This window comes from Flavobacterium oreochromis (genome assembly GCF_019565455.1).
GTDB classification, from domain to species: Bacteria; Bacteroidota; Bacteroidia; order Flavobacteriales; family Flavobacteriaceae; genus Flavobacterium; species Flavobacterium oreochromis.
Genome location: NZ_CP067377.1, coordinates 2,023,426 through 2,041,510 on the forward strand (window position 1 = coordinate 2,023,426; position 18,085 = coordinate 2,041,510).

General features: G+C 32.1%; 9 protein-coding genes. All 9 read left to right on the plus strand.

Annotation, left to right across the window (positions count from 1 at the left end):
* The first annotated feature begins 298 nt into the window (after positions 1-298).
* The 9 genes from JJC03_RS09695 to JJC03_RS09735 all read left to right on the plus strand — a co-directional run bounded on the left by JJC03_RS09695 (position 299) and on the right by JJC03_RS09735 (position 18,073).
* Positions 299-5,329, plus strand: a complete 5,031-nt coding sequence (locus tag JJC03_RS09695; RefSeq protein WP_235873182.1) for a hypothetical protein — start codon at positions 299-301, stop codon at positions 5,327-5,329.
* A 73-nt stretch (positions 5,330-5,402) separates the two neighbouring features.
* A complete protein-coding gene (locus JJC03_RS09700) occupies positions 5,403-6,548 on the plus strand; it encodes a SprB repeat-containing protein (RefSeq protein ID WP_235873183.1) in 1,146 nt (381 codons plus the stop codon).
* Positions 6,549-6,843: 295 nt separating this feature from the next.
* Positions 6,844-9,213: a SprB repeat-containing protein gene (locus JJC03_RS09705; RefSeq protein ID WP_235873184.1), complete on the plus strand. Its 2,370-nt coding sequence runs from the start codon at positions 6,844-6,846 to the stop codon at positions 9,211-9,213.
* A complete protein-coding gene (locus JJC03_RS09710) occupies positions 9,192-10,592 on the plus strand; it encodes a T9SS type A sorting domain-containing protein (RefSeq protein ID WP_235873185.1) in 1,401 nt (466 codons plus the stop codon). Before JJC03_RS09705 ends, JJC03_RS09710 begins: the two co-directional genes overlap by 22 nt.
* Positions 10,593-10,610: 18 nt before the next feature.
* The gene (locus JJC03_RS09715; protein WP_235873187.1) at positions 10,611-11,828 is read left to right on the plus strand and encodes a SprB repeat-containing protein; all 1,218 of its coding nucleotides are present in this window, start codon (positions 10,611-10,613) and stop codon (positions 11,826-11,828) included.
* 290 nt (positions 11,829-12,118) lie between these two features.
* The gene (locus JJC03_RS09720; protein WP_235873188.1) at positions 12,119-14,488 is read left to right on the plus strand and encodes a SprB repeat-containing protein; all 2,370 of its coding nucleotides are present in this window, start codon (positions 12,119-12,121) and stop codon (positions 14,486-14,488) included.
* The gene (locus JJC03_RS09725) at positions 14,467-15,867 is read left to right on the plus strand and encodes a T9SS type A sorting domain-containing protein (protein ID WP_235873189.1); all 1,401 of its coding nucleotides are present in this window, start codon (positions 14,467-14,469) and stop codon (positions 15,865-15,867) included. Before JJC03_RS09720 ends, JJC03_RS09725 begins: the two co-directional genes overlap by 22 nt.
* Positions 15,868-15,980: 113 nt before the next feature.
* On the plus strand, positions 15,981-17,225 hold the full coding sequence (locus JJC03_RS09730) for a fibronectin type III domain-containing protein (RefSeq protein ID WP_235873190.1): 1,245 nt from the start codon (positions 15,981-15,983) through the stop codon (positions 17,223-17,225).
* A gap of 71 nt (positions 17,226-17,296) precedes the next feature.
* Entirely contained in the window at positions 17,297-18,073 is a 777-nt protein-coding gene (locus tag JJC03_RS09735; RefSeq protein ID WP_235873191.1) for a fibronectin type III domain-containing protein, read from the plus strand.
* Positions 18,074-18,085 lie beyond the last annotated feature (12 nt).

Consider the following 18,085-nt stretch of genomic DNA (forward strand, 5'->3'; position numbering starts at 1 on the left):
GTAAAGCTACAACTATATTAGTTGTAGCTTTTTTGTTACGTATTATTTCCATTCATTTGTTTTTAAAATTAAATATGATAGATTTTATTTGAAAGGTTTAAAAGTTTTGTAATTAGTGCTTTTTAGATTTTTATAATAAAAATAAAACAAAAAATTAAGGAATAGAAGTTTTTCTTATATTATGAAATTTATGTTGGTTAAAATAAAGTAACTTTAAAAGGATCTAATCTTGATTTAATGTTTGTTTAATTTTTTGTTAATAATATGTACATTTGCATTTTAAAAATGAACAAACTAAATGAATAGAATTCTATTATTTTTAACTTTTCTTATTTCCTTTTCGATATTCTCAAATACTAAGAATATTTATAATGATACCTTAAGGACAGAACCTGTTATAAAGACCCGATTTTCAAAACTAGATGCTCAAATAGCATTTAATGAAGCATTCAATAAGTCTGATAAAGTGTCTTTTATTCAGCCCATTCATGATGATATAGAAAAATATAGAACTAGTAATTGGAATCAATTACTTTCAAGTGTTCTTAATTCTTCCAAACAAGAAAAATTTACTGATAAATTAAAAAAACTATTTAATTCTAAAAACTTAAAATACTTAGAAAATTTAACTAAAAGTGAGTTAGTGAAATTGCCTGTAGGGCTTAAAGGTTTTACTAATGATGGGTTTAAAGCAGAAATGGTTATTGTTAATGCTAAAGTCACTTCTGAGTATTTAGAACTTACTGCTTTTGCACGATTAGAAACACAATTTTTAGATACTCATTTGTACTTTGCAGCGGAAGGATTAAAATTATCTCATGATGGAGGAGTTATAGGAGATTGGAAACTCTATTCGTTAGGAAATACAACTTTACCTCAACTAGGTAATAAAGCCTTATTAACAATAATTGGAGGTGATCTAGAAAAAAAGGACGGAAGTATAAAAGGAGATTCTTATATACAATTTGATTGTAATGGGTTTAAAAGTTTTTCTTTTAAAATAGATATTCGTTTGGCAAGATCTATCGTAGTGCCTGTAGATGATAGTGGAAAAAGAATAGAACATACTAATGATCTTGATACAGATAAAGAAAAAGCAGTTGGAAATTCAAAATATCTAGGTGCTGTTATTGGACTACAAGCCAATGGATGGAATGATATGCTAATTAAGTTAGATTTACCCGCTTTTGAGGTAGCTAAATTAAAAAATTGGGGATTTAAAATTAAAGATGTTATAATTGATTTAAGTGATTCTAAAAACGATCCCTCTTTAGATACAAAATTTCCTAAATCTTATTATACCTATAATCTCTTTCCTAATGAGAACAAAAATGTATGGCGAGGCTTTTTTGCAAAGGAAGTAGAAATTACAATGCCAAAACAATTTAATGATAAAAAGACAAATGAACGAACAATAATAAAAAGTACAGATCTACTCATAGATGGTTTTGGGGTAAGTGGAACCTTTGCTGGTTATAAATTACTAGATAAAGGAAGCGCAACAGGATGGCAATATAAAATAGATTATGTAGGAATTGGATTGGAATTAGGTAGAATTAGAGCTGCTAAAATAGTAGGAGCTATTAAGCCTTCGGCTACTAATGCCTTTTTAGAAATTACAGGATCTTTTAATGAACAAAAGTACCTTTTTCAAGCTGCTGTTACAGAATCAGACTTTAAAATGTTTAAAGGGCGCATGATATTTGAAAAAAATTCATGGGTAAAGTTAGAGTTGGATAATGAAGAAAATGAGTTTAAAGCATCTGCTTTTTTAAATGGGAAATTATCTTTAAAAGGAGCTTTAAAAAACAAATCTGAAGAAGTTTCTCCTACTCGTAATGTAGGTCAAGTAAATTCTTATGATGATACTATAAAAGAAATGAATCAGAGTATTGATAATGGAGGGACTAAAGTACTAAATAAAGCTCTAAATTATTGGAATACTAATTTTTCTTTTGTAGGAGAAAATACAAAGGAAAGCGGAGTAGAACAGTTAAAAAAATACGTAGACTTAGGGGTTGATGAAGTTAAAATATTTCTTAAAAAACAAGCAGATTCATTTTTAACAGAAATTGAAAATGAAAAAGTAAACCAAGTTACTTCTGATCTACAAAAAAAAGATGAAGATTTTTATAATTTTAAAGGAATTGTATTTCAAAATCTAAAATTACAATCTTTTGCTTTACCTTATGTTGAAGCCAGTTATTTTGGTTACCCTTCTAATGTAGGCCAAGATTTTGGAAATTTTAATGTTAGCTTTAGTGATATTAAATTAATAACACCTTCTAAAGATATTCTAGGACTTGCTTTCAAAATGAAGGTAAATTTAATGGAAGGAAAATCATCTACTTCCGATAATAGCGGATTTATTACAGCTGAGGCAGGTTTACGTATTTTAGGAAAGTTTTCAGACGAAACATTTCATTCTTATAAATTTAAAGGAGTAGAAATAGACGAAATAAATATAGACATAGAAAAAAGCGGTTTTGCTTTAAAAGGTGGTTTACGTGTTTTTGAAGATGATCCAATTTATGGAAAAGGTTTTCAAGGAGATTTAGCAATTGAATTGAAGAAACTAGATGTGAGAGGAATGGCTAAAGGAATGTTTGCTAAGAAAGATTTCTCTTATTGGTTCGTAGATTTTCAAATTGATAATAATGGTTCTAGAGGAAAATTTGGCTTAGAAAGAATAGAAGGAGGACTGTCTTATCATATGAAACGAATAGATGGTAATATGAAAGCGAGTATAGGCTCTAATGTTTTTCAACCTGATACAGATTCTGGTTTAGGATTTAGGGCAGGGGTAAAAGTTAAGTTTGGTGAGTCATCATCTTTTAAAGCTAAGGTTTTCCTTGAAATGCAATACAATAATAATGGAGGTTTGAATAGAATTTATTTTCTAGGAGAAGGAGCCATGATGGCAAAAGATGGAAATACTGAAGGAAATTTACGAGATACTTGGGCCAGTTATGATACCATATTTTCAGGAGGCGAGGCAAATCAAATGAATGAATATCTATCTAAAGGGAATATGCTTGAAATTTCTAAAAGAAAACACCCTGTTTCAGAAGTAGCTAAAGACGGAAAGATAGGTGTTTTTGTTAGTGTTGAAAAAGATTTTAAAAATGATTCTTTTGATGGACTTTTTGAATTGTATTTAAATCTTGAAGGAATAAAAGGTTCAGGAGCTAATAATAAATTTGGAATGGTACACATGTATTCAAGTCCAAATAAAAATTACCTACACGTAGGTACCCCAACAGACAAATTAGGTGCGATCTTTAAGATAGGAATGTATGATATTAATGTTGGAGCTTATTTTATGACAGGTGATGTAATACCATCACAAGTACCTCCTCATCCTAGAGTATTAGAAATATTAGGTCCTGATATAATGAATGATAATAGAAACCTAAGTTTGTTAAATGATGCTAAAGGTTTTGCTTTTGGTTTGAATTTTAGTGTTGCTATAGGTTATGATGCTGGTTGGTTTTATGCCTTTTTAGAAGCAGGAGGAGGTTTTGATATTACACATAGAAAATTAACGGGTGTTCGTTGTGCAGGCCGACCAGGTTTAGTTGGAAATGATGGTTGGTATTCTATGGGGCAAGTGTATGCTTATATTTATGGAGAAGCAGGATTGCGTATTAAAGTTTTTGGATTTAGAAAAGATATTAAGATTTTGGCAGTAGGAGTGGCTGCTATGTTACGTGGTGAATTCCCTAATCCAACCCATATGGAAGGCTATATAGGTGTTTATTACAATGTCTTAGGAGGACTTATTAAAGGTAGATTCCGTTACAAAGCAGAAATAGGTGAAAAATGTGAATTTGTAGGAATGTCTAACCCCTTATCTACTCCTTTAATTTCTAGTTTTAGCCCTGATGGTGAAGAAAACGTTGACGTATTTAAAAAACCGCAGGTGGCTTTTAATTATGGGATGTTGCAACCTTTTTCCGCTGAGGATGCCGATGGGAATCGTAAAACGGTACGTATTAATTTAAAAAAATATGATCTAAAGGTAAATAATATGCCTCTAAATGGAGAATGGCAATGGCAGGATAATAATTCGAAAGTAAATTTTGTTTCTTTTGAGGTACTACCTCCACAAAAAGAGATCGTGGCCGAAATTGAAGTAGGGGTTGAACAACAAAGTGGTGGAACTTGGATTCCGCTTCAAGGTGGCGATGGTACAGCCACTGAAAAAAGAACCTTTAGCTTTAAAACGGGTAATGCTCCTGAATATATCCCGTTAGAAAACGTGGCGTACTCTTATCCTGTAGCTAATACGAATAATTTTTATCCTAACGAACATAAAACAGTATATGTTAAGTTAAAACAAGGACAGAAATATTTGTTTGATGGTAGTGTAAAGAATTGGATATTAAAAGGAGAGATAAGACAAGGAGAGAAAATAAAACATGCAGCATCTTTAAATTACAATTCAGAAATTAAAAAAGTAAGTTTTAATTATGATAATGTAAGCACTTCAGGGAACTATGAGCTAAAATTGATGGCCTATGTGCCTGGTTCTGAAAATGCTGCTACTGCAAGTATAGATATTACTCAAAATTCAGGAAGTGCTACCAATGTAACGGGGAATGATACTAATTATAATAGTGTGCAAACCATTTCAAATAACACGGCAACAGCACAAAATAATAAGGATGCTAATAAATCCCTTTTGGAATATAAATTTACAACCAGTAAGCATAATACGTTTGTTGAAAAGATGAATAGTATTAAAACAAAAGAAGATTTTTTTATTCCTTATACAGCTGATACTCATAAAATACAAACGGCTACTAATATATATGAAATTTTTAATGAGGCTGAACTTTATGGGAATCAATATACCAATGGTAAGCCTTTAATAACAGTTGAAGCCGTTTTAGAGGATGATTATTTTAAAGAAATAATAAATCCTTTAGTTTATCAAAATTACCCTTTAGAATCAGGATTGTTTTCTATAAAAAATAGAGTAATTAACGAATTAGGTGTACCTCCTATAAAGGCAATTGATATAATTAATTATTATAGAATGGAAATGAATATTAATCCTACTTCAATTTATATTAACCAACGTTTTCCTTATGAGTATAGTATTGCTAAAATATATAAACAAGATTTTTTAAGTATCAGGAATCAATTAGTTAATAAATATTTAGCAACTCCTGTAAATTGGGAAAAGTATAGTAAATATAAATATGTTATAGATGAAATTTTTCCATTATTGAAGATTGGAGAATATAAAATTAGATTACGTTATGGTCTTAATGAAAATGAATTTAGAAGTGTAATAGAAAAGAAATATGAAAGAAAATACTAGCTTAACATCTAAACTGTATTGTATTTTACTCCTTTTTAGTTTATTAGGATTTTCGCAAAATTGTAAGATTCTCTTGAAAGGGGAAGGGCCTACTTTAAAAGTTTTTACAAATACTAATAAATTAATTTATGACGCAAGGACAAAAGAATATGAACTTTTAGAGGTTTCAATTAATGATTTTCCTCTACGATTTGAATCTAGACATTATGTGAAAGGTTTTTATAGTAATTTTAATAAAAATTTAAGAATTGGACCTGATGATTGTCTTCGAAATGATAAAACTTTGATGAGTTATGAAGATTATATTAGTAAAAAAAATCGTTTGCTAGTCGGATGTGATGCAGGAATTTTAATCATTCCTTTTATATTGGATTCTAAACAATCGGTAATTGGTAGTTGTGAAACCTTAAGTATAGAAGGTAAGATGATAACTAGTTACTTTTATTTAGATAATGAATTAAATTGGAAACCATTTCCTAAGGAATATTTGACTTTTTTTGATGATGAAATTACTAGATTAAATTTTAAACCAGAAAAAATATTTGGTAATAGTTTTTCTGGAAATATAAAAATTAAAGGGCTAATTAGAAAAGAAGAATTATTAGCATTACCTAAAGGTACTCAATTTATATTATATAATAATGGAGTTCCTAAAAATGTTGATGAATTTGAAACGAATATAGTTATTAATGATATATTTCTTTGTTCAATTCAGATAGTAGATATTAAAGGTAATGCTGTTAAATGCGCAGGAGGTTCTGATGGTAGTATAAAATTTAAGTTTGATCGAGATCTCGGATCAGCGGATGAGAAATTAAATTTAATATTGAAGAATTCAAAAGGAGGGGTTTTAGGTACAAGGTCAGTTTCTGCTTCGGAATTTAACAATAAAAATCAGGAATATATATGGGAAGGAATCCCTTCGGATACCTATATTTTGAATTATCAAGTTATAACTAATACTAGTAGTCGTCTTCCCTTAGAGTCTAATCCAATTATAGTTGGTACCCCCGAAGCGCTTTCTTTTACCACCACAGCCATACAACCAGTTAGTTGTTATGAAGGGAACAATGGACAATTTATGCTAACCCCAGGTGGTGGTACAGGTAAATACAACTATACAATTAGCAATGTTATCAGTAATCAAGTGATAGCTACCGGTGAAATAGCGCGTGGAACATCAACTACCTTAACAGGATTAAAAAAAAGGGGAATATAAAATAGAACTAAGAGATGAAAATAATTGTAGGATTTCAAGTGTAAGTAATCCAACAGGAGGTCAAATTGGCAATGTAATAATCACTGAACCTAACGTTATAGCGGTTAGTTTAGAAAAAGAAAACATAAAATGTTTTAGTTCAGCAACAGGAAAAATTACAGTAAGAGCAACAAGAGGGAGCGAAACCTTCTTATATAGTAAAGACAACGGTGCAAACTGGGTTGCGAGCCCCGTTTTTGATAATCTCACTGCAGGTACTTATGGCATAAAAATTAAAGATGCCTCTAATTGTGAAATGAGTATAAATGATGCCACTGCTACAGGAGTAACTTTAACACAACCCGAGGAGTTGAAAATAGCAACTGTGCTACCTACACATGTGGTATGTAATGGCGAATCTAACGGTAGTATTACCGTTACAGCAACAGGTGGAGTAGGGAACTATCAGTACCGATTAAAAGGGAAACCTTGGCAATCAACAAACGTCTTTGGAAACCTTTCCGCAGGAGCATATACCCTAGAAGTACAAGATCAAAATTTTTGTAACATTCAAACACAACCCATCTCTATTTTACAACCTGCGATACTGAGCTTTGAAATTGAAAAAAGTAGAATCCAATGTCATGGAGGAAAAGGAAGTATAACCATAGTAAAACCATCGGGAGGCACAGGTCCTTATGAGTATAGTATAGATCAAGTAAGATGGCAAAATAGCCCATTTTTTAATAACCTAACAGCAGGTATTTACCAGGTTTCTATACGTGATACAAAAAAATGTCAAGGTGATCCAGCAACTATAGAATTAACAGAGCCAAGTGTTATAACCTATGATGTAATTAAAACAGATATTCCGTGCTATAATGAAAGTACAGGGAAAATAGAAGTTTATGCACAAGGCGGAAATTCCAACTATGTTTATAGTAAAGACGGAGGATTAAATTGGCAAACAGCCAATACCTTTACTAATTTACCTCATGGGACTTATGCTATTCAGGTAGCCAATCCACTAGATGTAGGTTATTGTATTGCACCACAAGGAGCAAGCACTGTAGAAATAATAGCACCATCATCAGCCCTTACTTTTACCGCTAGTTTTTCAAATACACTGTGTCAAATAACGGATACAGCTACCTTGACTATCGTAGCGAATGGAGGTTATGGTAATTATCAATACAGCATTGATAATGGTGTAAGTTGGAGTAATCAAGCCGTTCATTCCGATTTAAAGGCTAATAATTATAAAGTGTTAGTTCGGGATAGAAAATCGTTACAGGATGCGTATTGTATCAGTAATGGACAAACACTAGAATTAGTAGCACCTTTACAAGCGACTATAAGTACTCAAGATATTAGCTGTTATGGCGCTAAAAATGGTAAAATAAAAATGGATACACAAGGGGGGACACAACCGTACACCTATTATATAAACGGGAGAGTATTTACTACATCCGAAATTCTAATCGAATCAAAAGGGAATTATAGTTGTTATGTACAAGATGCTAAAGGATGTAGGATTAATTTTCCTGATCAGCAAATCACCGAGCCCAATTTGCTTACCGCTACGGCTACAATCTATCCAGTAACCAATAGCAGTACCCATGATGGAAAAATCAGTATATCCGCACAAGGCGGTACAGCACCTTATAGTTACCAATGGATCCCAGATATGGGTAACAATAGTAATCTTGTTAATCTAGGTTATGGTGATTATCAATTAAGTATAACAGATTCGAAAGGTTGTAGATTTACTCAGAATTATAAAGTAGAAACCATTCAGCCCCTATCCGTTAAATTAGATCCAGTAAAAACAAAAGACATCTTAGATTGTAATGGAAATTCCAATGGGAAATTAAGTATCATAATAGAAGGAGGTCGTCCTAATCCAACAAGTCCTTTTTATAAAATAGAATGGAAAAATGAAAACCAAGAAGAAATCGGTACCACAGGAACGATTCAAGATTTAAAGGCAGGTAGTTATACAGTTCAAGTTACAGATTATAATACACCAGCTAGTACCATTGAAAAAAAATATACCATTGTTCAACCTTTAGCAAATTTAAAAGCGCAGTTAAATCAGAGTCAAACGATACTGTGTGCAAATGAATCAACAGCAAAAATTACGGCAATAGTAACAGGAGGTACAACACCTTATAGTTATCAATGGGAAAATAATAAAAATACAGTAGTAGGTACAACCTCAGAATTGCTCAATCAGCCAGCAGGTATTTACAGTTGTAAGATAACCGATGCTAAAAGATGTTTCGTTATAGAAACAATCGATATAAAACAACCTAGCCCACTTGCAGCCACCTTAGAAAAGAAAGACGTAACCATATACGGTCAAGCTACAGGCGAAATTAGTGTTAAAAATATATTGGGAGGCGTAGCACCTTATCAATACGTACTTAATGGAGGCATAGCACAGGGCTCGGCTAGTTTTACTGGATTAGTAGCAGGTAATTATACGGTAAATGTTATAGATGCAAATAATTGCAGCCTCGACTTACCCATTACAATCATTCAACCCGATTTGTTACAAGTAAAGGTAGCCAATCCTACACAATCTGTAATCAAATGTTATGGAGATACAAGTGTGTCCTTACAAGCTAATGCAATAGGAGGCGTAGCCCCTTATTTTTATAAATGGAAAAAAATGGAAACCTAATTTCTAATGCAGAATTTTCTGAAATTAAAGGATTAGGAGCAGGTTTATATGAAGTAGAGGTAAAAGATAGCAAAGGAGCTCTTGAGCAGGCTCAGTATCAAGTAATACAACCCCAAGCCTTAAAAGCCACCTATACGGTATCCCCTGTTTCCTGTGCAAACCCATTAGGAGGACGCATCCAGTTAAATGTAGAAGGAGGTAGCCAACCCTATCATTACAAATGGAATACGAATTATTCAGGGACTAATGTAACCCCAAGTGATAAATTTAATCAATTAACAAACATAGGATTAGGAGTTTATAACGTAACGATAACTGATGCTCAAGGCTGTAAGATCGATCTTACAGGATTGCAAGTAGGTTCCAGTGGAGGGTTAGAATTAAATGCAACAGTAAAAGATGTAAGTTGTGGAGAGACAAATAATGGAAGTATTTTGATAAACCCCTTAGGAGGTACCGGTAATTACACAATTGATTGGGCCGATAGTTCATTTACAGGATTATCATTAACTAACTTATCCCCTAGAACATACATTGGAACATTAATAGATAGAGGAAGTAATTGTCGTTTACCATTTTCATTAGTAGTAAATGGGAGTAGCCCTTTAGTTGTAAATTTAGGAGAAGACGTAGTATTATGTAAAGGACAAAGCCATCTAATAGATGCCCAATTAAATGATAGCAAATTAAGATACAATTGGACATCAAGTAATGGATTTAGTTCAAATGAATCAAAAGTAAGATTCACACAAAGCGGTATTTATAAATTAGAAGTAATAACCATTAATGGCTGTGTCTATAGTGATGAAATAGAAGTAAAATTAGAAGATCAATTGATAGAAGCCAAATTTATGGTAGCCACACAAACATTTAAGAACGAAGAAATTGTTTTTGTAAATATTAGTAATAATACTGATAACCACTATAAATGGAAGCTTCCACCAAGTGCAAAAATTGTATCAGAGACCCCAGAAAACGTAGTAGCTATATTCAATGAAACAGGTAAATACAAAATAGGTATAGAATGTAATAATGCCCAAGGGTGTAATATAGAAGAGTATAATGAGATTATAGTAGAAGAAAATAAAGGAGAGCCCATACGGGATGAAAAAGCTATTTTTGTGAAACAATTTACGGTTTATCCCAATCCAGTTTCCACTTCAGATCACGAGTTACAGGTAGAAGTAGAATTAGCTTTTGAACAACCTTTAACACTTTCATTGTATCGAATAGAAACAGGCGCGTTAATCAATCAAATAGAAAAACCCGCTAGTAAAAAACATAAAGAACGTATAGATTTTAATTACGCATCAGGAACGTATTATATTATTATGAAAACAAAAGGTGCAGTACAAGCGAAGAAAATTATTAGGAAGTAGAATAATAAAAAGAAATTGATGGGACAATTTGTAAAAAAGAGAAAAGATAGAATTATTACAAATAAATTATTATTCATATTACTGTTCTTATCTCAAATTTTAATTGGGCAAACTAGAAAAGTTTTAGTGGTATTAAAAAATCAGAATCCAAAAATAACTCCTGAACTTTATTTTGATTTGGGTTTCAAATCATACGTTATTAGTAAAAAATCAATAATTGTAGACATGATTGAGGTTGAGCCCAGAGTATTTCCATTAAAGATGTTCTTATCTCAGACATTAGAAAGAGGAGTTAATTGCCCACTAGGTCCCAATATTAATAAAATTTTCTCTTTAGAAGAATTTAACTCATTTACTAATATAAATCTAAATGTTTGTAATAATGGATCTGCATATTTATCAAATTTTGAATTAAAACAACCGTTTAAATCAATAGTATGTATTGAAGATAATATTGTGTTAAATAAATCCAATGTTACTAATTTTAAATTCAGACTTAAAGGTCAGGATTGGGAAGATTTACCTCAAAATTTATTTGATAAAGCAAATCAAGGTTTTAAAATTTCTGAAATTTTAAAAATTCCTTCAAATTATATTGGAAATATTGATTTTAAAGGAGTTTTAATAGTTAAAAATAAATATCCTTTGGGAACTATTTTTTTAGATCCCACTCAACCAAGTTTCGAAACTAATATTATAACCTATACAATTACTTCGTGTTCTCTAAAATTATTATCATCCTTACCTAATATGGTTAAATGCGCAGGAGGTTCTGATGGTAGTATACGATTCAAGTTTGATCGAGATCTCGAATCAGCGGATGAGAAATTAAATTTAATATTGAAGAATTCAAAAGGAGGGGTTTTAGGTACAAGGTCAGTTTCTGCTTCGGAATTTAACAATAAAAATCAGGAATATATATGGGAAGGAATCCCTTCGGATACCTATATTTTGAATTATCAAGTTATAAAGAATAATAATGGGAGTATTCCCTTAGAGTCTAATCCAATTATAGTTGGCACCCCCGAAGCGCTTTCTTTTACCACCACAGCCATACAACCAGTTAGTTGTTATGAAGGGAACAATGGACAATTTATGCTAACCCCAGGTGGTGGTACAGGTAAATACAACTATACAATTAGCAATGTTATCAGTAATCAAGTGATAGCTACCGGTGAAATAGCGCGTGGAACATCAACTACCTTAACAGGATTAAAAAAGGGGAATATAAAATAGAACTAAGAGATGAAAATAATTGTAGGATTTCAAGTGTAAGTAATCCAACAGGAGGTCAAATTGGCAATGTAATAATCACTGAACCTAACGTTATAGCGGTTAGTTTAGAAAAAGAAAACATAAAATGTTTTAGTTCAGCAACAGGAAAAATTACAGTAAGAGCAACAAGAGGGAGCGAAACCTTCTTATATAGTAAAGACAACGGTGCAAACTGGGTTGCGAGCCCCGTTTTTGATAATCTCACTGCAGGTACTTATGGCATAAAAATTAAAGATGCCTCTAATTGTGAAATGAGTATAAATGATGCCACTGCTACAGGAGTAACTTTAACACAACCCGAGGAGTTGAAAATAGCAACTGTGCTACCTACACATGTGGTATGTAATGGCGAATCTAACGGTAGTATTACCGTTACAGCAACAGGTGGAGTAGGGAACTATCAGTACCGATTAAAAGGGAAACCTTGGCAATCAACAAACGTCTTTGGAAACCTTTCCGCAGGAGCATATACCCTAGAAGTACAAGATCAAAATTTTTGTAACATTCAAACACAACCCATCTCTATTTTACAACCTGCGATACTGAGCTTTGAAATTGAAAAAAGTAGAATCCAATGTCATGGAGGAAAAGGAAGTATAACCATAGTAAAACCATCGGGAGGCACAGGTCCTTATGAGTATAGTATAGATCAAGTAAGATGGCAAAATAGCCCATTTTTTAATAACCTAACAGCAGGTATTTACCAGGTTTCTATACGTGATACAAAAAAATGTCAAGGTGATCCAGCAACTATAGAATTAACAGAGCCAAGTGTTATAACCTATGATGTAATTAAAACAGATATTCCGTGCTATAATGAAAGTACAGGGAAAATAGAAGTTTATGCACAAGGCGGAAATTCCAACTATGTTTATAGTAAAGACGGAGGATTAAATTGGCAAACAGCCAATACCTTTACTAATTTACCTCATGGGACTTATGCTATTCAGGTAGCCAATCCACTAGATGTAGGTTATTGTATTGCACCACAAGGAGCAAGCACTGTAGAAATAATAGCACCATCATCAGCCCTTACTTTTACCGCTAGTTTTTCAAATACACTGTGTCAAATAACGGATACAGCTACCTTGACTATCGTAGCGAATGGAGGTTATGGTAATTATCAATACAGCATTGATAATGGTGTAAGTTGGAGTAATCAAGCCGTTCATTCCGATTTAAAGGCTAATAATTATAAAGTGTTAGTTCGGGATAGAAAATCGTTACAGGATGCGTATTGTATCAGTAATGAACAAACACTAGAATTAGTAGCACCTTTACAAGCGACTATAAGTACTCAAGATATTAGCTGTTATGGCGCTAAAAATGGTAAAATAAAAATGGATACACAAGGGGGGACACAACCGTACACCTATTATATAAACGGGAGAGTATTTACTACATCCGAAATTCTAATCGAATCAAAAGGGAATTATAGTTGTTATGTACAAGATGCTAAAGGATGTAGGATTAATTTTCCTGATCAGCAAATCACCGAGCCTAATCCTCTTACCGCTGTGGCTAGCATCTATCCAGTAACCAATAGCAGTACCCATGATGGAAAAATCAGTATATTCGCACAAGGCGGTACAGCACCTTATAGTTACCAATGGATCCCAGATATGGGTAACAATAGTAATCTTGTTAATCTAGGTTATGGTGATTATCAATTAAGTATAACAGATTCGAAAGGTTGTAGATTTACTCAGAATTATAAAGTAGAAACCATTCAGCCCCTATCCGTTAAATTAGATCCAGTAAAAACAAAAGACATCTTAGATTGTTATGGAGATTCCAATGGAAAATTAAGTATCATAATAGAAGGAGGTCGTCCTAATCCAACAAGTCCTTTTTATAAAATAGAATGGAAAAATGAAAACCAAGAAGAAATCGGTACCACAGGAACGATTCAAGATTTAAAGGCAGGTAGTTATACAGTTCAAGTTACAGATTATAATACACCAGCTAGTACCATTGAAAAAAAATATACCATTGTTCAACCTTTAGCAAATTTAAAAGCGCAGTTAAATCAGAGTCAAACGATACTGTGTGCAAATGAATCAACAGCAAAAATTACGGCAATAGTAACAGGAGGTACAACACCTTATAGTTATCAATGGGAAAATAACAAAAATACAGTAGTAGGTACAACCTCAGAATTGCTCAATCAGCCAGCAGGTATTTACAGTTGTAAGATAACCGATGCTAAAAGATGTTTCGTTATAGAAACAATCGATATAAAACAACCTAGCCCACTTGCAGCCACCTTAGAAAAGAAAGACGTAACCATATACGGTCAAGCTACAGGCGAAATTAGTGTTAAAAATATATTGGGAGGCGTAGCACCTTATCAATACGTACTTAATGGAGGCATAGCACAGGGCTCGGCTAGTTTTACTGGATTAGTAGCAGGTAATTATACGGTAAATGTTATAGATGCAAATAATTGCAGCCTCGACTTACCCATTACAATCATTCAACCCGATTTGTTACAAGTAAAGGTAGCCAATCCTACACAATCTGTAATCAAATGTTATGGAGATACAAGTGTGTCCTTACAAGCTAATGCAATAGGAGGCGTAGCCCCTTATTTTTATAAATGGAAAAAAATGGAAACCTAATTTCTAATGCAGAATTTTCTGAAATTAAAAGATTAGGAGCAGGTTTATATGAAGTAGAGGTAAAAGATAGCAAAGGAGCTCTTGAGCAGGCTCAGTATCAAGTAATACAACCCCAAGCCTTAAAAGCCACCTATACGGTATCCCCTGTTTCCTGTGCAAACCCATTAGGAGGACGCATCCAGTTAAATGTAGAAGGAGGTAGCCAACCCTATCATTACAAATGGAATACGAATTATTCAGGGACTAATGTAACCCCAAGTGATAAATTTAATCAATTAACAAACATAGGATTAGGAGTTTATAACGTAACGATAACTGACGCTCAAGGCTGTAAGATCGATCTTACAGGATTGCAAGTAGGTTCCAGTGGAGGGTTAGAATTAAATGCAACAGTAAAAGATGTAAGTTGTGGAGAGACAAATAATGGAAGTATTTTGATAAACCCCTTAGGAGGTACCGGTAATTACACAATTGATTGGGCCGATAGTTCATTTAGAGGATTATCATTAACTAACTTATCCCCTAGAACATACATTGGAACATTAATAGATAGAGGAAGTAATTGTCGTTTACCATTTTCATTAGTAGTAAATGGGAGTAGCCCTTTAGTTGTAAATTTAGGAGAAGACGTAGTATTATGTAAAGGACAAAGCCATCTAATAGATGCCCAATTAAATGATAGCAAATTAAGATACAATTGGACATCAAGTAATGGATTTAGTTCAAATGAATCAAAAGTAAGATTCACACAAAGCGGTATTTATAAATTAGAAGTAATAACCATTAATGGCTGTGTCTATAGTGATGAAATAGAAGTAAAATTAGAAGATCAATTGATAGAAGCCAAATTTATGGTAGCCACACAAACATTTAAGAACGAAGAAATCGTTTTTGTAAATATTAGTAATAATACTGATAACCACTATAAATGGAAGCTTCCACCAAGTGCAAAAATTGTATCAGAGACCCCAGAAAACGTAGTAGCTATATTCAATGAAACAGGTAAATACAAAATAGGTATAGAATGTAATAATGCCCAAGGGTGTAATATAGAAGAGTATAATGAGATTATAGTAGAAGAAAATAAAGGAGAGCCCATACGGGATGAAAAAGCTATTTTTGTCAAACAATTTACGGTTTATCCCAATCCAGTTTCCACTTCAGATCACGAGTTACAGATAGAAGTAGAGTTAGCTTTTGAACAACCCTTAACACTTTCATTGTATCGAATAGAAACAGGCGCGTTAATCAATCAAATAGAAAAACCCGCTAGTAAAAAACATAAAGAACGTATAGATTTTAATTACGCATCAGGAACGTATTATATTATTATGAAAACAAAAGGTGCAGTACAAGCGAAGAAAATTATTAGGAAGTAAATCTTTGTTTTTAATAAATAAAAATATCAAACTTATTTATACATCAATACTTTTAAAAATTATAACATAAATACTACCAATTAGTAAGATTTAAAAAATAATTGGAAGAAAAAATGAATAAAACAATAATGAATAATCAGATTAAAAAGAATTATATCCTATTTAGTATTCTATTTATAACCATAACTACTTTTGGACAAGGAGATACTACTTATGTAAAACCCGCTGTAATGGCTAAGGGAAAAATAAAAGAAGGGAAAATTTTGTTAAAATGGAATGTCAACGATCCCTATTTTTGGAAAAAATCACTAAAGTCAGGATACAAATTGCAACGTACTACCGTGTTACGTAATGGAGAACCAATTAATAAAGATGAAGTTATAACACTAAAAGAAGTATTAAAGCCACTGCCATTAAAAGAATGGGAACCTCTTGTTAAACAAGATTCACTAACTGCTGTATTAGCACAAGCAATTTATGGAGAAGATTTTGAAACCACTCAAAATGAAAAAGGAATTGCAAAAATGATGTTACTTAATGATCAAAATCAACAAAGATACGGTTTCTCATTAATGGCATCAGAGCAATCTTATTTAGCTACAAAAGCTGCTGGTTGGGGATATGAAGATACAACTGCAAAACCCAATGAAAAATATGTATACACCATTACTCTGTTAGGCCAAAAAGCAGAAGAAGTTAATCACGGAACAGTATATATAGGCTTAGCAGATAAAATAGATACTACACCACCTATAATACCTGAAGCAATTTTTGGAAATCAAACCGTTATGTTATTTTGGGATTTTGTTTCTCAAAAAGAATTATATTCTTGTTATAATATAGAACGATCAACAGACGGAAAAAACTTCATCAAATTAAATGAAACACCTATTTTTCCTACGTTAAATAAATCTTCCTCATATACCACATTTACTGATAAATTACCTGAAAATAATATAAAATATTATTATAGAATAATTGGTATTGATACATTTGGAGATTTTAGTACCCCTTCTAAAGTTATTTCAGGAATAGGAGTAGACTTTTTAGAATACTCACCCCAAATAACTGCAAAAGCAGCATTAGATGATGAAACCGTAAATTTAGAATGGGATTTTCCAGCAGAAGGAGAAAATAAAATTAATGGGTTTAATATTTTACAAGCAGATACCGAAAGTGGTGATTTTCAGTTGGTAAAAAAGGAATTGTCTCCTGTAACAAGAAAAATAATATTTAAAGTAAAACTAAAACCTTCTAATTATTTTAAAGTACAAGCTGTAGCCAAAAAAGGAGGCTATAAAGAATCCTATCCAATGTTAGTTCAACCTATAGATTCAATACCTCCTACCCCCCTATAGGCATACAAGGAACCATTGATACACTAGGAATCGTAAAATTAAGATGGAAACCTAATACTGAATCTGATTTCATGGGATACAAAGTTTTTAGAAGTTATGCACAAGATGGTCAATATGTTGAATTAACAAATAAAATAATCATTAATAACTCTTTTCAAGATTCAATTAATATGAAGGCGTTGAATAAGAAGTATTTTTATCGTCTAAAAGCATTAGATATTCGTTATAATGAGTCCAAATTATCTGATTTTTTTATAATTACAAAGAAAGATAACATAGCTCCCTCTATACCTGTACTGTCTGATTATAAAATAGCAGAAAAGAAAATCACAATTCATTTTTTACAAAGTGAATCAGAAGATGTTAAAAAACATACTTTATACAGGAGAAAAGAAAATGAACAAGAATGGAAAATAATTTATGAAACAACAAATCCTAAAGATACAAATTATACAGATACTCAAGTAGATGGGAAAAGTAAATATTATTATGCCATGACCGCAACAGATGAAGATGGAAATGAAACAGAACCATCTGATGCACTTATTTTAGAATCACTACCTCAACTTATAAGACCTGCAATCAATTCATTTTCAGTTATGGTTGATAAAACATCTCGAGCAATAGAACTTTACTGGAACTCTAAAGATCAAGATATAGTAGAATATCAACTTTATAAAAGAACAAAAGAAAAACAAAATGTATTATATAAAATATTCCCCTCAGCAAAAAAAAATCAATTTATAGATACTTCTCTAAATATTGGAAATATTTATTATTATAACCTTAGAGCACTTTACAAAGATGGTAGTATGAGTGCTTTTAAAGAAGTAAAAGCAGAATTTTAATCAAAAATCTAT